Below are 20,989 nucleotides of genomic sequence, written 5' to 3'. Positions count from 1 at the left end.
TGCAAATCTCCAGATTAAGTTAACCTACTAATACGCACTTACCACTTCCACGACTGTAATTGAGGTTAACATGAAAAAGCTAATTGAAGCTGCGGCAAAAGGCCACTTTGTACGCATCTCCGGTAATAATCAGTATTACAAAGTAAATATTAACGATAGCCAAGAATTAACAATTCATCCGGTTGGTGGTGGATTTGTCAGACGTATAAAAACAACCGACGAATCAATTTTTGAAGTAGTCGAATCACTGCCCACTGAATATAAGAAAGGGGTTTTTAGTCTCGATGGAGAATTTGTTTATGAGGGTTATTCCATTGCGGAAAAAAGATGGAATGGCTGGGCAATACCCGTATTTGAATTATCAGTTGCCAAGGAAATAATGAAAAAGGTTAATTCCGAACTATCTGAATGGTACGAAGTTAGCCGTAATGATGATGAACAATACTTTGAAGTCATTGAAAAAGACTGGGAGCAAACAAATAGACTCGATGAGTTTACTATCAATGTGGAAGGTAAAGATATTACTGTAGTACATTTTATGGGCGGAAACTGGACTTGGGATGATCACTACGGAGTCGAAGCTGAACAACTTTTAGCAAAACATAACATCAACAATCAATGATATAGTTAGAATATTAATTAGTAAGGATATTTTAGCATGGAAAAGAAAAGCTACAGGGATATTTTAATGGAGTATTTCGGAGGTGACATAGCCAGTATTGTTGGCTGTGGATTGGACAGAGCAGGGGGTCATTATACATGTGACGTGCAGAATAAAGCGATAGCTCTCTACGAGAAAAACATAGATGAGTTCAACCGTTTACCAATTGGTGCTAGACGTCAAATAATCGCAGACTTCGTGACCTCTGGAATAAAACCAGACGGTTATGTATAGAGCTAAATATACTAGTCTAGGACGGTGTTAATTAGCATTTACCTTGAGTAACACCGCCCTTAATAAACAAAGAAGGTACGACTATGGCCGGAAAACCAGCTAGCCTAAGGTGTAAAATTGGTATCCATGCGTGGACAAAATGGGATCATACCGACAACAGGCCATCTATGGACATTATTGCCAGATACAAAACTCGCAAGTGCAAACGCTGCGGCAAGGAGCAAAAAGATATTATCGGTGCGTACTAACCTAAAAGTGATCAGCCTTCCTCAAATATAGACGCTGTTTAGAGTTTTGCTAATCCACCAGCATTACCCACTAAAAACTACCCAGCAAAACAGTTACAGCGTCACATCACCAATACCACAAGTTACCAACATTCAATACAAGCTATGCAGTGGGCAAACTTTAATGTCTGGATCCGCAATTTATGGGCGATCTTTATTGTCTGTTTTCATGCTAAATCCAGCACTACCTAACTCTTTGAAAAGCTTTAGTTTCGGAGAACTGGAATTCACCGAATGCAAGATCCAATATTGATCTAACGATCGTTACCAACCAAAGGTAGTGCCGTCCTTGATCATCGTTCCTCGTCCGAACCACATGAAACTTGATATCGGTTACGTTTTAAACAATCAATGTTTGTATGTTTGTTTGTATGTTGCTAACATAAGATACAAACAAACAAACTAACAAATAAAACATTGGAAGGGGTAGGGCATGGCCAGAGATCGGAGCTTCACTAACGAACAGGTACAAAAGGCGGCGTTTGAACTGCTGGGTGAAGGTAAAAATGTGAATGGCACGAGCCTAAGAAACAAGGTTGGTACCGGCAGACCTTCGGCACTGGTCGCAGTCTACTCTGAGCTATTAAAGAATGGTGATATTGACCTACCTAAACCTTCCGATGAGCCGGTGCCTTTAACACGACAAGAGCTGCCACCGGAAGTCAGTGACCTACTATCGCTCATGCTTGGTGATATGTCTGAAATGGTGCATAAGATTAATGATCATGCTCATAACGTTGCAGAAAATCGCTTAAACAATGCAATCATAGAAGCCAATGAAGCGGCTGCAAATGCAGCTAAAAAAGTAGCTGAAAGTGAAGAACAACAGGAAAAAGCATTTGAGGAAATTGAGGATCTGAAAGATCAGATTGAAGGGCTTCAAGGGCAACTTCAAGCTGCTAATGGTGAAATATCGGATCTGAAAGGCAACTTGAAAGCTGAGACAACCAGCCTAAATGCAGCCAACTCAAAAGTCAGCGAGCGTGATAGCACCATTAAGCAATTGAACCTAAACGTCAAAGATAAAGAGCGGGATCTGAAGAAGGCAGAAGGTGATCGTGATAAAGCTTTGGGTAACGTGACTCTCTTAAAATCTGATGTGAAGCAACTTAAAGCTGATCTCAACGAAGCAAACAAAGCCGCTGGCCAACTAGAGCAGGCACAGACACAGATCACATCGATGACCTCTGAAATAGAAACCCTTGGTAAGCAACTGCAAGATGCTAACGAAGCTAAAACACAGGCAACCAATGCAGTTGCCGGCCTAAACAGTACGATTGAAGGTCTAAACAAAGAGCTTACTGGTGTGAAGACAGACTTAACTTCCGCAAACCAGAATCTCGGCAAACTACAGTCAAGAGTTGATACCATTCCTGGCCTTAAAGGTGATTGTAATGAGCTCAAGCAATCACTTGACCAGGCCTTGATTGACTTGGGTAGCGCCAATAGTAAAGCTACGGTTCTTGAGCAACAGAATAAAGAACATTCTGAGCATAATACAGAGTTGGAGCGCAAACTGGCTGTCTACGAGTCAAAGGCAGACAATGAATCAGAAGGTAATGAGAAATGAATACCGTGAGGCAGTATTGCGAGCAATGTGACGCAGAAACAGTTCAATCAGTAGAGGTCGTCGGCTCTGCAGATAATGGTGGAGGGTTCGGCCATAATGACGATCCAATATTCTGCTTCACTTGCTCTGTTTGCCAGCACTCGTTTGAAGACATATGAGCGAAGTTAGAAACGCACTGATTAGTGGCTTAGGCGCAAGCGGATTGAAACGCGCTCGGCGACACCGGAAGAGAATAAAGCACAGGTTGATGGAATACGGCATAGGTAACAAACCCTTGTTATTGAGGGTTGCCACCATGTACAACAGTCATTACCAAGATACGATGGTAGCCATCAAGCTCTACGGACATCGTGATAAAGGTGCGATTATAAAACTAGGAGAGCAATACTTTGCCGATCAATTTGTGGAGCCTCAAAGTCGCGGTATAAGCTTGCTCTGCGCCTCGGTAGTCCACAAGTGGATGCTGCATGATTATGACTTTGAGTTAGAGATAAGCGGTTACACTGGCAAGTTCAACAACCGGTTGGTGCTGCAGCTTATATCGGTTACCACAATAAAAGTTAGTCAGGCTATGTATAACAAGCAAACAGCTAAGCTCGAACAGTTAGGTATTGATAGGGGTGGGGAACTAAAGGAGGGCATCCTTCCATTAATAGAGAGCGCTATGGTCGAGTTAGGATACTAGGTCAGAGGATCTGTTTCTCTGCTCGATGCGACTTGATTTCCTGCTAGTTTAACTAGCCGGTTGAGCTTCGTTGTAATGTCAGTCAAAAGAAATAATTTTTGCATTAAAATTGAGTGGATAGACTCAATCGGGAGTGCTGTTCTGCCACGCCTCGAATTGTGACAGGATAACATTAATAGCCTCCCTCAAAAGTTCGTGTAGCTTTTCGGTACTATCCCTCCAATCACTATTATCGATCAACTCAGCAAAACTCACAGCTAGATAGCGTCCATCTTCAATAGGATAACAAGCACACATTGCTGACGCTTCAGTTTTGCTAACAAGGCCCCAAGGACATATAAACGAAGGTTCGCCTATGTGTATGACATACCCTTCGCCCCACCAGCCGTTAGGTACTCCGTCATCGGTAACTATCCAGCGGTTGATAGGACGCTGATGTAAAGGCCCAACCAACACTTGACCTAATTGTGGCAATTCACCGTCAAAGGTCTCCTTCCAATTAAGTATAATATCGTCATTCATCGACTCTGCATTTACTAGCGGCTCTGTCTCAGCTTCATCATCAAAAACTTCATCGTCAAAAAAGGAAGGTCCATCACTGTAGTCGTCAACTGGATTCACTTCCATAAAGCCATATCTTACATGTTTGCCATCACTTGTTTCTGTAGGGATTGCATAATGCCATCGCAAATGAACCGCCGCTTGGTCATTTGACGTAGCCTTGGTAAGTAATCTTGAATCAAAATTGCAATCGTCCTTGAGTGGAGAAGAGCGAAAATCAGATACCTCTCTTTCAATTGGGTACATTAAACTCAACAACTCACGTTTAGCCGGTGGGTACTCATGGTTGCCAAAGAAAATAAACTTACACTCGAAATCCTCGTTGAGCATATCCAGTTGAATTTGGTACTTTTCAACTGCATCTTCAGCTAAATCTGGTGTCAGCACCAGAGGCTTATCCTCAAGCTTATGTAAACAAAAGGGGGAGGGGTACTGATTCAAAAACCGCATCTTTGCAGCGAATTTTCGATCTTTTCCATCTGAGAATTCATAGTCAACATCTTGAGATCGTAACCAGGCTAGAAACTCATCTTTGATTAAGTTACGTAACCGCTTATCAATGATGAGCTTATCCGGGCATCCAGAAATTATTCCAGCTCCAACCTCACTTATCTCTATCGACCTTGACCAAAACTCACCTAAGATACCGCTCAAACTTAACGACTCGTCTAGTTTGAAGAACTTTCTGTGCCTTATAGGAAAATCGGCATGTGTAACTCCGATTACTACTACAGGTTCCAAGCCAAATAGCTGGTGGTTCTGAATAGTTTCATTAGTACGCACTACCCCATAGCTAGGGTTAATAAAACAGTTTTTCGATAATTGAGCACCAAGGTAATGCGTGATCATAGCCGCTTCCTATTTAAAATTACCAACGTATTTGCTCGCTGTAGCTCGCGTGTAATTCTGAGCAATCATCAGAAAGCGAATAGCTTCTTCTTTTTGTTTGGCCTCTGGAGCTTCGAAATACTTGTATGTAGCAGGGCGAGATTTCCGTTTAAGCCACTTACGCACCTGCATTGAATTATGATTAGGAAGGCTGGAAAAGAACTCTGCCTCTTCTATCAAGCTAGGATTAGCTTCCTTGAAATACTCAACACCAACTAAAGCTGCATCGTTAGCAATAGCTATATCGCACAATAGATTTTGAGCAGCCTTTACGCCCTCATAATCATTAACTTTTGAGCATAACTCCAATGCAGCAAGCCCATAAATAACAGCTTTCTCTGGATTACCTGTTTGTAAAAACATACGACCAATATATCCATAGAAAACATACATAAAGTCTAAACTGCAAACCACTTTCTCAAATTGAATCAAGTCTTCAAGCAGGTTTTGGTTATCAGCGATAATGAAGCCTGGGTCATCAAACCCACGAAATTCGGCGCAAATCCTGAAAAACCTATCAGCAAGTTGCTTACCTTGTTCAACTTGCTGATTTAAGATACCGTGCTGAATTGAATCGATATGCCCATATAGTTTATTCATGCTATCCATGTTCCGATTATCCCCTTGTTCCGGTAGCTTCTGCCACTTGAATTCTTAAAGTACGCAGGCACCCAACTGTTAACAATGGAACGGTTGGATGCCACTGTGGTATCATGCACAAAGCACTTTAAGTATAGAGCTAACTAATACCACTAAACACTGAAGTATTTAGCCCCTGCAGACCGACATTCCAATTCTTCGATTAGGCGACAAGCAAACGCCTCATACTCTTGCTTAAGAACTAAACTGCTTGAGTATGGAGCCCCAATAAAGTAGTTATCAGAAAGTGCCTCTGAATTAATAACTACTAAACATTCTCGCAATGATCGTCCAGCAAGAATTAAAGCTCTTTCTAGTTCACTTGCCATTTCCTTAACAGAGACTGTGCTTGATAAAATAATATCCGTTATATAGAAAACATCCGCGTCAATATCTAACTGGCCATTGAATTTACGAACGAACATAGACAAGGAGTTGAGATCTCTACTAAGTGAATCCATCAGATCTGCATGACGACCAAGTGCACTGACACTGCCAAGTTCTGAGAAGAAGTGGCCGTAAAAACAGAACTCCGTTTCCTTGCTCTCGTTATTTCGGTCGACTGCCATAAACTCAATTGAAAATGGAGAAACGAAAGGCTCGTTATATTTGCGCTCATCTCTTTCCTCTATAGCACATTCCTCTGCCTCAAGGCGGGCCTCTTCCACTAGTTCCGCAATTTCGCTTTCTTCGATTTCACCACACTCAACCAACTTCGCCAGATCTTCTCTATATGAGGTTTCATCAAAGTATTCCTCACCAGTTTCAGATTCTTCTTCGTCATCCCAACCTAACAACTCGTCTAAATCTTCATGATACCCGAACTCATCCTGCCCACGATTGTAGGGATTGATGTAGATATTGAGAAGGTCAGAGTGATATTCCTCTTTGTGGGCTGAAGACCATCCGGTGTATGATAATTGCTCTATTTTCTTGGGAGGCGTGATAGGGATGATCACTAGGTCTCTAAATGGCATTGTCCAGGCTGGTTGGCTTTCCAACCATTCTTTACAAAAACGCTCTATTTCAACTTTAAAAAGATCGCACCATATAAAAGCTCGATAAAAGTCATATTTGTTATCTTGGAAGTTTTCTGTATAAGGCTTTACTGCTTCCAAAGGTGACCAAATTAACTCTTGTAAGTCGTTATCACTAAATGCCCTGTTACTGGGTATGAGTGCTTTACCTACAATCTCTTGCACTAGCCCCCCAAAGAGGCTTTCTTCAAACTCGAGCGGCTCTCTTGCATGCTGAGGAAGGAAAGGGCTATCTTGAAAATTGGAGAAGTGATTTAACGACGGTGAAGAGATGGTCCCTTTCATCCCCAAGATGAAGTTTACTACCTCATTAAATGGGTAATCGATGAAACTACTGATATCGAGCGGCTTACCATCATCTTTAATCAATTGCCTATGGCAGAGGTTAGCCGCTTTTTGATGTATCCTCTTTCCACAGTTTTTATCCCAATATTGAAAACAAAGTGGTTTAAGACTCCGTGCTACTTGCGTTACCAGTTCTGGGGTGGCTAACGACTCGGGAAACAAAACAGACGGATCGAGCTTTACCGCATCAGAATGCTTTGTGAGTGCATTGTGAAGAGAACAATACCATTTTCCAAATCCGTCAGGGGTAAAACCTTCCGGTACCGGCTGCTTGAGGATACTTTCTGCGGTAAGCCCCATTCCCAACATTAACATCATAGAACCATAGTTACTTGACGATGCCTCCTGATGGAGTTGATTTAAGAGCCTAGTCCAGACTATTTTCTTTTCTTTATCACTTAACGGGAAATATTCAGGGAACGGAAATTTATACAGAGTAAAGGGGGCTACTATCTTGTGCCTTTCATTCAATTGGAGGGTTAACTCCCCCGTGAAGTCTTCCTCAAACTCAACCGGCAAGTCTGCTAGTAGAGAACTAGCAGAACGGTATCGATAGGATTTGGCAGTCGCTTCTCTGACACTTGCCAATTTTAACTCCATACCTAAATTTACGAGGTACTTATGAATATGCAGGCATAATCGGGAGAATTCCTGTTTAGATCGGAGCATATTCTAAACCTTCTGCTCGACTGGCGCTCAGATTATCAGTATATAAGCAGTTGTTTGATAAGTGACTAAACTGTTCAATACTATGAAAAATAGTGGCATTGCTTTTGAAAATGTCGTTGGAGTCTAAGCGCAACTCAGGTGACAAAAGCCCAATCGCTGAACGATACTATTTATAATAAATCAGCACCTTAACGTTAGCAACAGTATTGCCAAATGACGCCTGTACCTGACATGAGGTAGAGTTTTAGCCATTTACCTATGAATGCGTCAAGCTAGAATAAAATTAGCAGGGTTTATCACCATAGCTAACTGTCGGACAAGAAATCTACTGTGCTTTGGTTGAGAAGCCGATCTACTACTTCCATCACATAGTGCAAGTCATGCTTCCCACTCATAGCCAAATGCATCGAAGAATTTTGATTTGAGGATTGCGAAATGTTGTTCAAGAACCAGTACCAGCCCAAGATCCTTATGGTACTCACTCGCAGATAAGCGAAAGTCACGGTATGCTCGCATGACTTTCTTAGCAGCTTCTGCATCATTGTTTGCGATATGTTTATTTAGCTCACCTGCAAGCAGTTCTGCTTCATCACCAATTGCTTGTTCGTTCACAGAAGACACTTCCAACACCTAGACTGGGTTTAACTAGGGTTAAGATTCGTATAAGTTTGATGTTCAGTGCTAAGCATTGCTGATCTTGAGTGCCTCACCCAGTTCTTCAGCGCTAACCTCAATCCAGTAACCATTCTCACTGTTAGGTGGCCTTACCCAAAGCTTTGCTTTACCATCTGAGCAGGTAGTTACTTCAAGAATGCGTTGGTTACCGTCCGGGCTAGAACCCTCTATTACAGTCCACTTTTCATTTTTGTCCATTTAGCCATCCTCCATACAAGTTATGCCCTTATTAATACACTACCATCTAAATGGATTAGCTGGCTAACTATCTAACCTTGCCGAAGACAACCGCATCGGCCGTCGCTAACCAACCAAATTAATCGCTACTAAAGTAGGGGGTTGCAACTTTTGCAAGTGTGGCAAATTAGAGTTATTCGAGACGGAATCAGTCTCTACTCTATACAACCCAAATAAGGTACTAAGCCATGCAAATCAAAAAGTTCACTCCTAGCCATTGCGACACTATCCGCGAAAAAGTAAATGCAGCACTAATTGACGTAGCCAATGAGCTCGGCATTGAAATCAAACTGGGTAAAATGACCTACGGAGACGAACATATTAAAGCTCCAATGACAATTACAATCGCTGGTGGCGATTCGAAAGAGATGATCGACCTAAAAGAACGACTTGATATTCTCGACCTTCAAGAGAGTGATTTAGAGATCATTTTCAAGCTAAACAGAGAAGATTTTAAGCTAACAGGTTTCAATACGAGAGCCAGTAAGAACAACGCTATTATTACCCGAGTAAAAGATGATAAAACCTTCGCTTGCTCGATTCATACGGCCAAACGAGCTATCCAAGCCGCTAAACAATAAACCCAAGATGCATTCCATGAAAAAAGGAGCCATTGGCTCCTTTTTAAGTTTGATGAGACTAATCATCTAAAGAAATATTATGCTGTGCAAACAATTCTTTCATATCAATGATTGATGCTCTTGTCGTCATCAAGTAACCAGCAGCTCTACCCTGATCGAACTCAGGTTTTTCAGGCTGACGTAGCTTGGATTCGTATATAGCCTCGCGACGTTTTAGCTCGGCCATGTATTCTTTAAGTGATGCAACTAGTGATTCGTTATTCATCGTTATTTCCCTCTATATTTAAACCTTTCGGTGAGTGATCGATACCATAATTGGCAACAAGCTAATGACCTGCTTGTATTTAATATCCACTAGGTGGATAAAGAAATTTCAAGTTATCACCTGGTGAACAGCAAAGCAATAAACAACATATTAGGGCAGGAGAGATTGATCACAAAACTCATCGAAATATGCTGCATATGGCATATGTCGTGTACTCTACTCGCACTAGCATTGAGAAGATATTTTTACTCAGCGAAACAACAACTTTCATCTCAGACGTTTCAATAAACAAAGTTATCGGCCACTCTCAACCAATGTATCCGTCAATGATATGGGGTGATTGCTAGCAGGGAAAGCACCTGAAGCGATTAAGCCGAGGATTAGAAGAGCTGGCTGTTAATCCGACGTATTACACAAACGCCGCCGAAAAATATGTTTCATTTATCAAAATAGGCAATAATTACTTTCTGGACACAGGTAAGCATCGTCTTATAATTGCTCGATTCTTCTTCCACTTTAATGATCACTTGATCGATAACCAATAGGAAGTTACATGAATACTTCGAATTTTGATGCACCTATACAAGAAAAAATTTGTCACCCTGAGTTATTGACAAAGCTTGGACAGTTTAAAAGAAGGAAGCTTAATAGAGGTGCAATTATTTATCATGGTTCGCGTGAGAGGTCACCTGGTACAGACTACGAGAACAAGCGTTTGTTTGGTACTCGAAAGTGGGTATCACAAGACATTATAACAGCAGTAGAATATGCATATCGATACAGAACAAATCTAGGTAATCCTCTTCTGTGGAAATTAGAATTAAAGCACGATTTGATATGTCTAGAGGGAAGTCAGTTTAGTTTGAGAAATACTGGCCCATGGGGTGTTTGGTTTTCAGAGCAGTTCCCCAATAACTTCAGCATATATGCTCAAGAAATATTGGGGGCTCATAATTCGTATGGGCTATTAGATCATGTTAAGGATGGTATTGCCGAAGAAATTTTAGTAACCAATCCCGAATACGCACTTTCAACACTAACTGTATCAATCTTACCTAGTGACAAGCAACTCGTATTACAGATGGCCGACACATTCCGATAGGCGTAAAGCTATGGGCTTGCCGAGGAAAACGCCCATTAGTCAATATTCACGCGATTCATCAAAGTCGTTTTTACCTCGACAGGTAGAGTAGAGTAGTGAACATTGTCAATTGCCCCTTGCAATCGAAGTACGAAGTCATGATTGAGTTCAGTATTAACTTTATCCTTCACAGCAAAGAAAGCACTTACAGCTCCAACTTCTTTTAGCTTCGAGTAATTATCGATTCCCGAACGTTTAAGCATTCGCTCGCTAGAGAGTTTCAGGTTAACAAGATCTTTAAGACGCTGTTCGCATATTGGAGTGGGCATTTTTTCAATGATTGCTGATTCTAACAATAGGCCAGCCTCCTTCAATAATTCAGCGCCAGTATAGGGCACCTTGTAGTACCGAGTTGCTACATCATGGTTTGCTTCAATTCCCTTACCACCAAGCTTAGAAAGTGATTTGTGTAGCCTGTTTGGTTTACTATAAGTGTAACAGTTAAACCCTTTTTCCTTGTACTCTGATAGCTTGCTATTACTTGCCCGCAAATAGATATCATCTTTTACAAGTATCGCGAAGATATGACCATCAGCAAATACCCCATAACCTCCAAACATACATTTGACTGTAATAGCTTTACCAAGTGGTGAGAATAAATCCTGAGCTGCTTTTAAATTAATATTCATATCGTATTATAAATCCGTACCATTTGTATTAATAATATCATTAGTGTGACCTTCATCAACCCGTCAAATTACGACAAAAAACAGCTAGCTATCCATAGTTACCAACCATTCATGGCACAAATAAAACGTTGCTGACCTCTCGCTATAAATATTGAACATGGCTGCCAAACCTTCTGCAACTGAAGGGGGTTGACAGCCTCCAGAAGTGATTAATATGGATACAAATCAAGACATCTGGGTATCAAGCCATGGAAATCACTTACACCGAACAAGAATCAAAGCTCACAGAACAACTACGTAGCTTCGCACCTGAGGTCGCTGACCAGAGGCTAAATGAGGTAGTAGAAAGCGTGATTACTTCAGCCAACAAAGAAGTTTATTCATTATTAGCTATTACTGGTAAGACAGTGATTGTGTTTGAACTTGGCCTTGGACATAACTTCAATACCGTTAAACATAACTTCTCTTCTGCTCAAGCAATCATTGAGATCAGGCCTAACCGCAATAAATGGTTCAAGCTACAGGCTTGCAAAATCAAAATGTCACGGGCATTAAAAAAGTCATCAGAACTAGAAGTCGGTAGCAACTTAGCATCAGTTAGAGGCATGCTTACTGTTCATGATGACGGCACATTGCCTAATCAGCCCAACTATTGGCGTCGCTGGGTGCAGAAGTTCAAGGATGCTGGTAACGAAGTAATGTACCGGTATATGGTCGAGGCGCTGCGTACCAACCAAGACTTGGACCCTAATCAACAAAAAACTCCTAGCTAACTAGCTAACTAGCTAACTAGCTAGGAGCATACTGCATTAAAAACTCAATCTAACTCCAGACACTTCCTTTCGACCTCGAGCACTCTTGAAGTCAGGCATCTTATTGTCATCCTGCAACAACTTAGCTGAGCCATTTACAGGCAGAGGATTACCCTTAAAGGTAAAACCAGATATAGCAAGCAAAACACCATTTAAGTTCTTTGGTTCCTCTTGGCCAAGCCTTATCGTCACTAATGAGGCACCTTCCAATCTTGCATGAAATTTATGGGAAGACTTAATAGTAAGTGCAGAATCTTGAAGCATTTGCTTATAATTTTGAGCCTTGGTACCAAAAGGGCCATCATCAAGAAATGCGGAGGGCAGAGCAAAGAACAATCCTTCCTCAAGCACATGAATTGGCGCATTCTTTTGATTAAACGGTAGCTGTCCTGACTCAATGAATTGCTGAACTCGCGGCAAGAACTCTTTGATCAGCTTATTATCTACCTTGACACTCTTCTTTAGCACAATTAAGCCCCGTGGTAGTTTAGGCGCTAATCTCTGGTAACTAACCGACAAGTGCTCATTCGGCACAAAATCACTGTTTTTTACCTGCATCTCTAATAGATCTTGGGGCAAGTCCATACTATCAGGTGATGTTGTTTGTTGATTATCTTGAACTACCGGCTGTGGTTGTGAGGGGCTAGACTGCTCAACTGCCTGCTGTACAACTTGCTCCACTGGTTGCTGTCGAGCTACGTCAGTCGCTTGGGGTAGCTTACCCGCAACCTTACTGTTTCTTCGTTTTCGAGGTTTTGCCTGATTCCCTGGCACATCATTGCTATTCGTAACTGACTGTTGCGGTGCAGGTGACAGCGCGGGACTAGCTGCAGACTGATTAGTAGCTGGTTGTGCTAATGGTTGCTGCGGAACTTGGTTTTCAGGTGCGGGATAAGAGGCTGTATTTCGTGCCGGCTGTGATGCCGTGTTCATCGCTGGTGGTTGCTTAGGCGCGCTAGATAACTGCTGACTAGTAACCATTGGCTGCTTAACTGTTTGATTATCAATTGGCTGTGAAGTGTCATTAGTTGGTAACTGAATATCGGTAGTCGATTGATCGTCACCGCCACCATCAACCACTGCAGGCTGTTCCGGATCCATGCCTGTTTTCTCCGAGTAGTGCGGATACAAGCCAGAATCAAGAAACTTACCGGTTTCACAGAATGTATCAGGGAAAGCTAAATAGGCAATATCCTTCGGTCCATCTGGTCTACCCACACCTTGCTCGGTAAATAATACCCACCACATTGTGTCTTCAGAAGGGGTAGTCAAGCCACAACTGTCGACAATCAACTTAGTCCACGCTGCTTTATTTGATGGTATAGAGAGCTTGGCCTCTTGCACGAAAGGTCTAATCAATTGCTGCATAGTGTGTTCGGCCACAAAGATCTTACCGTAAGTGCGAATAGCGTTACAGTATGTACCGTGCGGTTTATTCACAATTAGCCCGTAAGTATCCGGCTCACTCAGAATCATAGACACTGAGTTACGTATGACGGATTCAATGCTGCCATCGTCGCCACCAGACAACTGTGAAACTGCATTTTTCCCAAGCTTGGTACTATTCATATCACCATCACGTACCGCAGCGCCTACCTCAACTGCATTGGTATAATCACCGGCAATTGCGTGATACAAATGAATTTCCATAAAGGAGTTAAGATTTGCTAGCCAGTCAATTCCAGCACTGGGGACGGTACGATTAAACAAAGCTAGTGAGGCTATGTTGTGTGAATTAGGATTATATAAGTTCTTGCCGTCCTCTGTGATACGTCTGGAAAATCGGTATTCGATTCTACCTTCTTGCTTAGGAGCAAGGCTTTTCAATGGGTTCCAAACTACAAAGTGCTTCATGCCTTCACTGCGTACCTCAATGCGATAATCAGTGATTACTTTACCTATGTCATGGTGCATTGCAGCTAAGAACACGCAATACTGATATGCATGGAAAAGGTCATCAATATCCTCTTCATTACCTGTCGGGTTATAAATGTAAGCACGAGTAGCACGTAGCGAATACATAGCTACTTCTAGCGTATGTTCGATAAGCCCGTATGGGTAAGTGTGGTGATAATTTTTGGAAGCAGGTAATGCTTGGCAATAGGCCGCAACGGTATGAATTACCGGTAGGTAGTAGTCAGTAAAGTATTGCGGCCCGCAATCTAAACCTTCCTTAATTTTGTCAATTAACTCTGGACATCGACCAGTTTTTACAACATTTTGACCATCCAAAAAACGTTGCTTGCCATCATCAACTACAATGTCACTTGTAGGCTTAGCTGTCTCAACCTGAGTCTTTGAGCTTGCATTTTTGTTCTGTTTAGTGTTTTTATTACGCCGACCAAATTGAAGTATTTTCATGAATTTATACCGGGAGTAGGAATGACAGGAACGAAGCCAAACAACTACGAAGATGTACTAGTTGTGCTCAAAAATAAACGCAAACTTGGTGCTGCATTCAAGGGTGAAACCATCAAAGATATTGAGAAAATCCAAGAGATTGTCCTTGAAGTAACACAAGCTAAAATCGATGAACTACAGAAAGCAGAATCATTGAAAGCTGAACAACGAGAGGCAGCAACCAAAGCTATCGAAGCGCTTAGAAACCAGAATATACCACCTGAGTTGATAAAAGAGGTGGTCGGCAACTTGTAAAGAGCTTTTCTATCACCGACTTCACACTTCCACGCAAAACACCCCCGGAAAATGTGAAGTCGGTGACGTCGCAAAATTCATTCCTTAATAAACCCCAGAAAAAGCCGTATTTTTTGCTCATTTTCCACCCCCATATAATGTAGCTAACCAATGATTACGGTCGAAATTACAAAATCTACCGACAGTGACACCCTCAAGGTGCTCAATCAGCTAGTCAATGACCATGACATTAATCTCGATGGCTTGTCGCGGAGCCAGGTGCATCGATTAAGAAAATTCACGGAGCAGTTGAAGGCATTAAATACCACATCCATCAACGAAGGTAAGGTCGGCCAGCTAGAAAGATTCCTAACCAAAATGGAGTCACTACCCGAGTCACTGCGCCCAGAATTCAATACTGTTAAGCACACTACAACGTTGGTAGAAATGACTAACTCGTACCTGTCGCTGCTAACGGACGATGAGCTGAAAGCAGGTCGAGTTAAGATTAAGCAAGCAACCAACTGGAATGAATTGACGCAAGAGATTATCCGGCTCACTAAAATCATGAAGCCATTGAAAATCAATTCTGATGTGAAATTCTTCATGACTGTTTCAGAAGAAGATAGGGTCTGGGTAAAGATGCCGTACCAAGGTAAAAACACTGCTGACATCCTGCAAAGTAGCGATGGCGGCCCAAATACCTTCCTTCTCCATCTAATGAAAATATTAATCAATGCGTGTGCTCAAAAGGCACTGTCAAGGAAGACAACATGCCCAGGTCTAGAAATGTTGGATTTGGATAAACCATACCATTTAGACCTACTTCTGTCAGAGGCGCTAGCAGGAATTATTATATGAACACCGACCCAAAGAGAGTAGACATCTACTGCGAGATGATAGAGCACCAGATTACTGAAGCTCGAATTTCACAGCTTCAATTTCGTTCAACAAGTTACTTGATTAGCCACGCTTCTTTTGGATTCAATCAATATGAAACAGTAGCAATTAACAAAGCATTTGGCGCAAAAGTTGATATTAAGAAAACCATCAGAAAGTTTGCAGAGAAACATGGTCTCGGCATTATTCATGATGAGTCTGTTAAGCAACAGTTCATATATCACCTCATTGAACAGACAAGTTCATCACCAGAATTTTCTGCTTAAGAGGTGTTCAATGGCTAAATCTAGCATTAAGGATAAGAATACAATTGAGCAGCTTATTCGAGCTGACTTTCGACTTATTAGCCAAATTCTTTGTGGAACAGATCCAGCAATAGCCCTTGAAGAATATGGAGTTAAATTCTCCGATCTCGATAAGATGAGCAAGCCATATGCTTCAGAAGCAATACATGAATCTCTGATTGCAATCCACAAAAATAACTTAGAAAGAAAGAGCATTTTTGCTGACCCAAACCTATTCGAATCATTCTTTGATGAGTTCAGGTTTCGTTTCATTAGATTTGAAAATGTCTTAAAAGCTCTGGCTCTTAAAGCCAGTAGCGAAATGATATTGCAACACGAACCGAAGGTAGCTAACTCAATAAAAACTATCAGCCGGCTTCGACATGAGTACCTCGATTACTTCGATGGTTATTATCGCCAACACTGTAGAAAGCGTATTGAGAAGTACCCTGACTACCGTGAAAAGCTAATGAAACGACTTGGTTCAAACGCTGCACAGCGTAAGGCTTATAAACCAAGTTATGCAGAAATACTACAAATGAAATCGGCATATCGAGAAGCAGTAGAGCTTGAAATGAGCGGGAGTTCGTTACTTCTACACGTAGCTGAAACGGCTTTAGTTGACATAAATCAGATCAAGTTTGCCGTGCCTGAAATTGGCAAATAATAAGAATTTGCGGTCTTGAAAACGTCAGTTCTGACAAAATTTATCGTATTCAAAGCGCATAAAATCCAGACCAAAGAGTTGAGTGAATGATTCACACAGTTGGCTAACGAGGGAAGAAAATCCTCTTATGCAGCACTCAATAGGTACTGAATAGTAACTCATATACCAGCTGAAACAGCATAGGTTTTATGAAATAGTCGTAAGGGACAGAAATGGAAAACAATCAATTTACAGCGCTACAAGACTCAGACGCGACCACTGGGGCAGAGTCTAAACCAGCAGATAATAAGCCAGTTACGTTCTCTGATTTATCAGAATTCCTAGGCCAAACTGACCAGCAAATCGCTGTTTTCGGTGATGTGACTTACCATCACCCGTCAACTATGAAGAAGCAAACTCTTGAAATTGGCTTCTACCGAATGGATGCAGCTAAGTTGTTAACAGGCCATCAGGGTAAAACAAATGGTACAGGCAAAAAGCCATTCCTAGCAGGTATCAACACGTTCGATAGTAAGCTTCCTCGCCTCCTTCAAGCTGCAGCTCAAGATGATCCTTTTGCTGATCAACTACTGTTAGACATTGAAAGTAAAATCGATGAATTACGCGAGATGGTAGAGCACCAGAATCAGCAAGTAATGGTTCAAATTCAGCAGCACCTAAACTATAACAATGCTCGCGTAGTGCAGGATAAAAACAACTTTGTAGCGACCTATGAACCAAATTACCGCACTGAAGTCGCACACAAGTTACTATGGGCCGCAAAGGACATTGACAAACTTTTAGTATCACTGGACATTGCAACGAATGCAGCAATTGTGGCTAAAAAAATTGGTTCTTCATATAAGCATCAGTCAATTCGTGCATTCCGTCGCATCATCCACATGTGTGACAATTTTGCTCACACAAGCATTACTCGTATCGATATCGCGCACAACACTGCACGCTGTAAGTCGGCATTTGATCGCAACGTAAAAGTAGGTCTATCACCTGAAGTCCTACTTTGCGAAGTTCGTGCTGATTCGGCACCACGCATTGCTACTCGCCAGTTTGACAGTGTAGAAGACATCAAAGATAAACTAGTAGACTTTATTAACAAGCGCGCTGCGATGGTTGAAGCTGCAGAATCTGCTAATCGCGAGTTCGAAAAAGTGAGCTAACGATAAGGGATTCATCAAGGAAAATACCGCTGATCAGCGGTATTTTTTCAAAACAACCCGTCCATGAAACTTGCGGATTGTCCATAGAGCTCATTGATTTGTCTCCAAGTCCTATGGCTTTGTATTTCTTAATTACCTTACCTATTGATAAAAAGCCCATGGAATGGGCTTTCTTGTCCACCAAACGCAGGGATTGTCCACGCAACCCAAAGACACCTAGCTAAAATGTGTCTCCGAAGCAGCCTATTTCGTCTTTGAGGTAGCTTGATTTGTCCATAGACTCTAGAAGCAATTTAGGTTGTAGGGGAGGGGGTCTCCTATATATATATATAGAGATAATCTATATGGCTGTGATACAGTATTTGGACGGAGTGATACTCGTTAAAAATCGATCATTTGCCATTTTGGTGAGCGCCGGGTACACGCGGTTGTTCTATGAACAAGAAAGTACCTTTCCTTTTTCTTATGGTTTGTCACCAAAAGACTCACTCATTTAAAACTAGGCTCATGCTCCTTTAAGCCCTTTACCATTTATTTGGTAAAGGGCTTTTTGTTATTTAGGGGTAAATAAAGGGATAAATTACCCGCTCAATCTGGTGAGGTTAGGCAATAGATCAAACGATCTATAAACCTACCAGGAAGAAAGACCATGCCCATATCAATCAAGAAGGTCAGCTTTATAGCTGCTGCAAGTTTGGCTATATCAACAGCTGCCTTCGCCAATACTCACTATGTCAATGCTGGTGGCTATACCAAAATTGTCGTAGACACGAAGCACGAACAAAAGAACCCGCTGCACACCGTTCTTACTTTCGAGTTCCCAACATCAATTCAAAATGTTGGCCAAGCCATCAATTTTGTTTTGCAGAACTCTGGGTATCAACTTGAAGACTTGGATGATACTGATGACATGGTTCTCCACTTGTACACTCTTCAATTTCCAGTCTCGCATCGAGCATACCGAAATTCTTCAGTAGAACAAATCATCTCAACGTTGGCTGGTCGTGGTTATGAAATTGAAGTAAATGACCACCGCCGTCGCATAGCAATCCTACCTAAAGAGAGTTAAACCAAAAATGTCTAACCAAGCTCAAAAAGAAGAATTTGAAATGCCAACGATCACGGCAGTGAAAAGTGATGACAATGAACATCTAAATAATTCAGTATCTGATAATGAAATCACAGAGCAATCAAACCTTGAAATTGTAGAAAGCGAAACTCAATCTGCTCCAGTATCAGATACATCTCCCGTTAGCACTATCGATTCTCAAGATGATGAAATTGAAGATGATGAAATTGATGAAGAAGAGCAACCGAAATCCAAGCGAAAGTTACTGATAGCTATTTTGGCATTTGTTTTATTGTCTGGTTCAGGTGCCGGCATATATGCTCACAAAAATGGTTACTTAGGCTCAATTCCTGGTGCCCAAGGAATTACATCTGAAATCTCGCAACAAGAAGCTGAGTACAACCAACGTTTCGCTGAGCTGTCTATCAAGCTCAATGATGTTGAAGGTGCATTAGACTCTACTGCTACGCAAAACGAAATTCTTGATCTACGCGCTTCGATTGAGCGAATGGAGACTGATTTCAATAACCGCACGACAACTCTAGTTAATAACCTAAAGAATGAGCTAAACCGTGAACACTCAAGGTCATTAACGAGCATTCAAAATGAAGTGGCAGGAATCCAAAAGGAACTAGGTCAACTTACCTCGAAAGACTCTGTGACATATAGTGACCTTGATAGTCTTCAACGAAAGCTAGAGCACCAAATTAGAGCCATCGAAAGTCAGAAGACTGAGGCACCAAAACCTCAAGCAACAAACACTAGCAACAACAGCAGAAGCGGCTCATCGAATACCAGCACTCCTAACTCAACAGGTACAAGTAACGAACCACAAAAAACTGAAACATATGCCGGGTTAGTTATGACTGATTCATTCTTGTGGGCGAACCAACATATAGCAACTTTAAGTGATTCACGTGGTACAGATTTTCAAGTTGCACGCGGTGATACCTTTGGGCATTACCTAGTTACCAAAGTTACTTCAAGTGAAGTGCATATTAAAAACCAAACCACCAGCCGCCAGGTTGTTATTACTAAAGGGTAATCAATATGAAATTGTCCACGTTACCTATTTTGTTTTCGGCCCTGTTTGCTACCAGTGTTGCAGCAAGCTCAATTGTTTACCCTCAACTCAATGTAAGTGTGACAGATGTTGTCGATACAAATACAGGGCAAAATCAATCGCAGTATAAGGTTGATGGAATGGAAATCGAATTAACTCTACAAGATCAAGTTAAAGCTCGGCACTGGGGGTTAACAAATAGTGACTGGGCTAAGTATAAATATCTCATGGAGTTTACACCACGAGGTCTTTGGAGTCCTGACATTGACCCACCGATTGCTCTTGGAAATGCAACTCGAAATCCAACTGAACAACGCCGATACGCTCGAATCATGAACCAATTAGAGTTCGACCGTCGAGAAGCTGAATTGAAGTTTCAACAAATTGGGCATCAAGATATCAAACAGCAATGGCCAGGCTCATTCCAAACTGCGGAGCCTCAACAAAAAGGTGACTTCTCTCGTCACTTACCAGAGACAAAGTTTGTCCTCAATTCTCTGTTTGTCGATTGGGCTGATTGCGATGTTGAATGTCAGCGCTTCGTTAATCTCTATGCAAACGTAAATCCAGCTAATACTAAACTGGATATCTATCTTGCAAATGCCGAAAGCATTAGCAATACCCAAATCATGAATCACTTCGGGATCAAAGAGGAGTCACTAAAAGCTGGTGATGTGAATATCGCAAAAGATACATCACGCGTTGATGAGTTCCAAGGTTCTGATGAACTTCCGTTTGTTATTAGAAGGGACGATGATGGCACTGAACGTTTCTATCCGTAAGAGCCTGGCTATCAGTGTAATTGGGTTGCTGACGTCAGCAACCTCTTTTGCTTTTGGCATACCTGATTATTACCACAACCTATCTGGTCATACTCAAGTTCCGGTAAAGAATGTTTTTGCGTTAGCCAAAACCGAGTCAAACACTCGACTCAATACTGGTGAAATGCTTCCTTGGCCTTGGACAATAAACCACGCTGGTAAACCGTATCGTTTCGTTAGCTATGGGGACATGATTTCTTTCGCACATGATTTGATAGCTGAAGGTATTTTGAATTTTGATATCGGTTTATTTCAAGTTAACTGGTATTGGGAAGGTCGTCATCGAATTGACTCAATATCTGAACTTGGCAAGGTCGATACAAACGGCCTTATCGCTATGGAAATTTACCGCGAGCGCTACTCGAGAACTCAGGATTGGACCTTAGCAGCTGGCGCTTACCATAACCCTGCAAACCGAAACGGTGCCGCAGACAGGTACATCGAAAAATACCTAACACATCTAACAGCGTTGAGATAG

25 protein-coding genes are annotated in these 20,989 nt (G+C 41.7%); 16 read left to right on the top strand and 9 right to left on the bottom strand.

All coding sequences use genetic code 11. The annotated features are described in order from the left end of the window. Positions 1-70 precede the first annotated feature (70 nt). The 4 genes from C9I99_RS21215 to C9I99_RS21200 all read left to right on the top strand — a co-directional run bounded on the left by C9I99_RS21215 (position 71) and on the right by C9I99_RS21200 (position 3,437). On the top strand, positions 71-622 hold the full coding sequence (locus tag C9I99_RS21215) for a hypothetical protein (RefSeq protein ID WP_107350838.1): 552 nt from the start codon (positions 71-73) through the stop codon (positions 620-622). A 36-nt stretch (positions 623-658) separates the two neighbouring features. After that, entirely contained in the window at positions 659-895 is a 237-nt protein-coding gene (locus tag C9I99_RS21210) for a hypothetical protein (protein ID WP_107350837.1), read from the top strand. A 720-nt stretch (positions 896-1,615) separates the two neighbouring features. Continuing rightward, entirely contained in the window at positions 1,616-2,752 is a 1,137-nt protein-coding gene (locus tag C9I99_RS21205; protein WP_107350836.1) for a DNA-binding protein, read from the top strand. Positions 2,753-2,999: 247 nt separating this feature from the next. Further along, positions 3,000-3,437, top strand: a complete 438-nt coding sequence (locus C9I99_RS21200; RefSeq protein WP_133638280.1) for a hypothetical protein — start codon at positions 3,000-3,002, stop codon at positions 3,435-3,437. Between the two features lie 123 nt (positions 3,438-3,560). Here C9I99_RS21200 and C9I99_RS21195 read toward each other — a convergent pair whose 3' ends face one another. From C9I99_RS21195 to C9I99_RS21175, 5 genes are all read right to left on the bottom strand, one after another. Next, positions 3,561-4,847 (bottom strand): hypothetical protein, encoded by a 1,287-nt coding sequence (locus C9I99_RS21195; protein ID WP_107350834.1) that lies wholly within the window; start codon positions 4,845-4,847, stop codon positions 3,561-3,563. Between the two features lie 9 nt (positions 4,848-4,856). Then, complete coding sequence (locus C9I99_RS21190) at positions 4,857-5,495, bottom strand: hypothetical protein (RefSeq protein WP_107350833.1); 639 nt, start codon at positions 5,493-5,495, stop codon at positions 4,857-4,859. A gap of 143 nt (positions 5,496-5,638) precedes the next feature. After that, on the bottom strand, positions 5,639-7,495 hold the full coding sequence (locus C9I99_RS21185) for a hypothetical protein (RefSeq protein ID WP_133638281.1): 1,857 nt from the start codon (positions 7,493-7,495) through the stop codon (positions 5,639-5,641). Positions 7,496-7,954: 459 nt separating this feature from the next. Then, positions 7,955-8,197, bottom strand: a complete 243-nt coding sequence (locus C9I99_RS21180) for a hypothetical protein (protein WP_107350831.1) — start codon at positions 8,195-8,197, stop codon at positions 7,955-7,957. A 60-nt stretch (positions 8,198-8,257) separates the two neighbouring features. Beyond that, a complete protein-coding gene (locus C9I99_RS21175) occupies positions 8,258-8,449 on the bottom strand; it encodes a hypothetical protein (protein WP_107350830.1) in 192 nt (63 codons plus the stop codon). A gap of 227 nt (positions 8,450-8,676) precedes the next feature. Here C9I99_RS21175 and C9I99_RS21170 point away from each other — a divergent pair, with 227 nt between their 5' ends. Continuing rightward, on the top strand, positions 8,677-9,069 hold the full coding sequence (locus C9I99_RS21170; protein ID WP_107350829.1) for a hypothetical protein: 393 nt from the start codon (positions 8,677-8,679) through the stop codon (positions 9,067-9,069). A gap of 58 nt (positions 9,070-9,127) precedes the next feature. Here C9I99_RS21170 and C9I99_RS21165 read toward each other — a convergent pair whose 3' ends face one another. Further along, on the bottom strand, positions 9,128-9,334 hold the full coding sequence (locus C9I99_RS21165) for a hypothetical protein (RefSeq protein WP_107350828.1): 207 nt from the start codon (positions 9,332-9,334) through the stop codon (positions 9,128-9,130). Positions 9,335-9,887: 553 nt separating this feature from the next. Here C9I99_RS21165 and C9I99_RS21160 point away from each other — a divergent pair. Next, on the top strand, positions 9,888-10,436 hold the full coding sequence (locus C9I99_RS21160) for a hypothetical protein (RefSeq protein ID WP_107350827.1): 549 nt from the start codon (positions 9,888-9,890) through the stop codon (positions 10,434-10,436). A gap of 35 nt (positions 10,437-10,471) precedes the next feature. On the opposite strand, the gene C9I99_RS21155 is transcribed toward C9I99_RS21160, so the two are convergent. After that, positions 10,472-11,104 (bottom strand): TfoX/Sxy family protein, encoded by a 633-nt coding sequence (locus tag C9I99_RS21155; protein WP_107350826.1) that lies wholly within the window; start codon positions 11,102-11,104, stop codon positions 10,472-10,474. Positions 11,105-11,352: 248 nt separating this feature from the next. Here C9I99_RS21155 and C9I99_RS21150 point away from each other — a divergent pair, with 248 nt between their 5' ends. Beyond that, on the top strand, positions 11,353-11,877 hold the full coding sequence (locus tag C9I99_RS21150) for a hypothetical protein (RefSeq protein WP_107350825.1): 525 nt from the start codon (positions 11,353-11,355) through the stop codon (positions 11,875-11,877). A gap of 36 nt (positions 11,878-11,913) precedes the next feature. Here the strand turns inward: C9I99_RS21150 and C9I99_RS21145 are convergent, their stop codons facing one another. Further along, complete coding sequence (locus C9I99_RS21145) at positions 11,914-14,277, bottom strand: TraI domain-containing protein (RefSeq protein ID WP_107350824.1); 2,364 nt, start codon at positions 14,275-14,277, stop codon at positions 11,914-11,916. A gap of 21 nt (positions 14,278-14,298) precedes the next feature. Between C9I99_RS21145 and C9I99_RS21140 the strand changes: the two genes are divergently transcribed. The 5 genes from C9I99_RS21140 (at position 14,299) to C9I99_RS21120 (ending at position 17,558) form a co-directional block, all read left to right on the top strand. Then, a complete protein-coding gene (locus tag C9I99_RS21140) occupies positions 14,299-14,571 on the top strand; it encodes an H-NS family histone-like protein (protein WP_107350823.1) in 273 nt (90 codons plus the stop codon). A gap of 150 nt (positions 14,572-14,721) precedes the next feature. Beyond that, complete coding sequence (locus C9I99_RS21135; protein WP_107350822.1) at positions 14,722-15,411, top strand: hypothetical protein; 690 nt, start codon at positions 14,722-14,724, stop codon at positions 15,409-15,411. Next, positions 15,408-15,716, top strand: a complete 309-nt coding sequence (locus tag C9I99_RS21130; RefSeq protein ID WP_107350821.1) for a hypothetical protein — start codon at positions 15,408-15,410, stop codon at positions 15,714-15,716. The genes C9I99_RS21135 and C9I99_RS21130 overlap by 4 nt, the downstream gene beginning before the upstream one ends. 10 nt (positions 15,717-15,726) lie before the next feature. After that, entirely contained in the window at positions 15,727-16,401 is a 675-nt protein-coding gene (locus C9I99_RS21125; RefSeq protein ID WP_107350820.1) for a hypothetical protein, read from the top strand. 212 nt (positions 16,402-16,613) lie between these two features. Then, on the top strand, positions 16,614-17,558 hold the full coding sequence (locus C9I99_RS21120; RefSeq protein ID WP_107350819.1) for an AcaB family transcriptional regulator: 945 nt from the start codon (positions 16,614-16,616) through the stop codon (positions 17,556-17,558). Here C9I99_RS21120 and C9I99_RS27040 read toward each other — a convergent pair. Then, the gene (locus C9I99_RS27040) at positions 17,530-17,763 is read right to left on the bottom strand and encodes a hypothetical protein (protein WP_133638282.1); all 234 of its coding nucleotides are present in this window, start codon (positions 17,761-17,763) and stop codon (positions 17,530-17,532) included. The two genes, C9I99_RS21120 and C9I99_RS27040, sit on opposite strands and share 29 nt — an antisense overlap. Before the next feature lie 444 nt (positions 17,764-18,207). Between C9I99_RS27040 and C9I99_RS21115 the strand changes: the two genes are divergently transcribed. From C9I99_RS21115 to C9I99_RS21100, 4 genes are read left to right on the top strand one after another with little or no spacing between them, the layout of a single operon-like run. Then, positions 18,208-18,627 carry a hypothetical protein gene (locus C9I99_RS21115; RefSeq protein ID WP_107350818.1) on the top strand — a complete coding sequence of 140 codons (420 nt, stop codon included), beginning with the start codon at positions 18,208-18,210 and terminating at the stop codon, positions 18,625-18,627. A 7-nt stretch (positions 18,628-18,634) separates the two neighbouring features. After that, positions 18,635-19,672 carry a hypothetical protein gene (locus tag C9I99_RS21110; protein ID WP_107350817.1) on the top strand — a complete coding sequence of 346 codons (1,038 nt, stop codon included), beginning with the start codon at positions 18,635-18,637 and terminating at the stop codon, positions 19,670-19,672. 5 nt (positions 19,673-19,677) lie between these two features. After that, positions 19,678-20,472 carry a hypothetical protein gene (locus C9I99_RS21105; protein ID WP_107350816.1) on the top strand — a complete coding sequence of 265 codons (795 nt, stop codon included), beginning with the start codon at positions 19,678-19,680 and terminating at the stop codon, positions 20,470-20,472. Continuing rightward, positions 20,444-20,989 (top strand): lysozyme family protein, encoded by a 546-nt coding sequence (locus C9I99_RS21100; RefSeq protein ID WP_133638283.1) that lies wholly within the window; start codon positions 20,444-20,446, stop codon positions 20,987-20,989. Before C9I99_RS21105 ends, C9I99_RS21100 begins: the two co-directional genes overlap by 29 nt.

The organism is Photobacterium lutimaris (assembly GCF_003025555.1).
Classification (GTDB): domain Bacteria; phylum Pseudomonadota; class Gammaproteobacteria; order Enterobacterales; family Vibrionaceae; genus Photobacterium; species Photobacterium lutimaris.
The sequence above is the reverse complement of the archived record's forward strand: the minus strand, read 5'-3'. Positions and strand labels throughout refer to the sequence as shown.

Excerpts from the sequence above, each read along its gene's own strand:
- C9I99_RS21130 (WP_107350821.1), top strand. The coding sequence starts at position 15,408 with ATGAACACCGACCCAAAGAGAGTAGACATCTACTGCGAGATGATAGAG.
- C9I99_RS21200 (WP_133638280.1), top strand. The coding sequence starts at position 3,000 with ATGGAATACGGCATAGGTAACAAACCCTTGTTATTGAGGGTTGCCACC.
- C9I99_RS21170 (WP_107350829.1), top strand. The coding sequence starts at position 8,677 with ATGCAAATCAAAAAGTTCACTCCTAGCCATTGCGACACTATCCGCGAA.
- C9I99_RS21115 (WP_107350818.1), top strand. The coding sequence starts at position 18,208 with ATGCCCATATCAATCAAGAAGGTCAGCTTTATAGCTGCTGCAAGTTTG.
- C9I99_RS21175 (WP_107350830.1), bottom strand. The coding sequence starts at position 8,449 with ATGGACAAAAATGAAAAGTGGACTGTAATAGAGGGTTCTAGCCCGGAC.
- C9I99_RS21160 (WP_107350827.1), top strand. The coding sequence starts at position 9,888 with ATGAATACTTCGAATTTTGATGCACCTATACAAGAAAAAATTTGTCAC.
- C9I99_RS21210 (WP_107350837.1), top strand. The coding sequence starts at position 659 with ATGGAAAAGAAAAGCTACAGGGATATTTTAATGGAGTATTTCGGAGGT.
- C9I99_RS21190 (WP_107350833.1), bottom strand. The coding sequence starts at position 5,495 with ATGGATAGCATGAATAAACTATATGGGCATATCGATTCAATTCAGCAC.
- C9I99_RS21140 (WP_107350823.1), top strand. The coding sequence starts at position 14,299 with ATGACAGGAACGAAGCCAAACAACTACGAAGATGTACTAGTTGTGCTC.
- C9I99_RS21165 (WP_107350828.1), bottom strand. The coding sequence starts at position 9,334 with ATGAATAACGAATCACTAGTTGCATCACTTAAAGAATACATGGCCGAG.
- C9I99_RS21105 (WP_107350816.1), top strand. The coding sequence starts at position 19,678 with ATGAAATTGTCCACGTTACCTATTTTGTTTTCGGCCCTGTTTGCTACC.
- C9I99_RS21195 (WP_107350834.1), bottom strand. The coding sequence starts at position 4,847 with ATGATCACGCATTACCTTGGTGCTCAATTATCGAAAAACTGTTTTATT.
- C9I99_RS21155 (WP_107350826.1), bottom strand. The coding sequence starts at position 11,104 with ATGAATATTAATTTAAAAGCAGCTCAGGATTTATTCTCACCACTTGGT.
- C9I99_RS21120 (WP_107350819.1), top strand. The coding sequence starts at position 16,614 with ATGGAAAACAATCAATTTACAGCGCTACAAGACTCAGACGCGACCACT.
- C9I99_RS21145 (WP_107350824.1), bottom strand. The coding sequence starts at position 14,277 with ATGAAAATACTTCAATTTGGTCGGCGTAATAAAAACACTAAACAGAAC.
- C9I99_RS21125 (WP_107350820.1), top strand. The coding sequence starts at position 15,727 with ATGGCTAAATCTAGCATTAAGGATAAGAATACAATTGAGCAGCTTATT.
- C9I99_RS21215 (WP_107350838.1), top strand. The coding sequence starts at position 71 with ATGAAAAAGCTAATTGAAGCTGCGGCAAAAGGCCACTTTGTACGCATC.
- C9I99_RS21100 (WP_133638283.1), top strand. The coding sequence starts at position 20,444 with ATGATGGCACTGAACGTTTCTATCCGTAAGAGCCTGGCTATCAGTGTA.
- C9I99_RS21135 (WP_107350822.1), top strand. The coding sequence starts at position 14,722 with ATGATTACGGTCGAAATTACAAAATCTACCGACAGTGACACCCTCAAG.
- C9I99_RS21205 (WP_107350836.1), top strand. The coding sequence starts at position 1,616 with ATGGCCAGAGATCGGAGCTTCACTAACGAACAGGTACAAAAGGCGGCG.
- C9I99_RS21150 (WP_107350825.1), top strand. The coding sequence starts at position 11,353 with ATGGAAATCACTTACACCGAACAAGAATCAAAGCTCACAGAACAACTA.
- C9I99_RS21110 (WP_107350817.1), top strand. The coding sequence starts at position 18,635 with ATGTCTAACCAAGCTCAAAAAGAAGAATTTGAAATGCCAACGATCACG.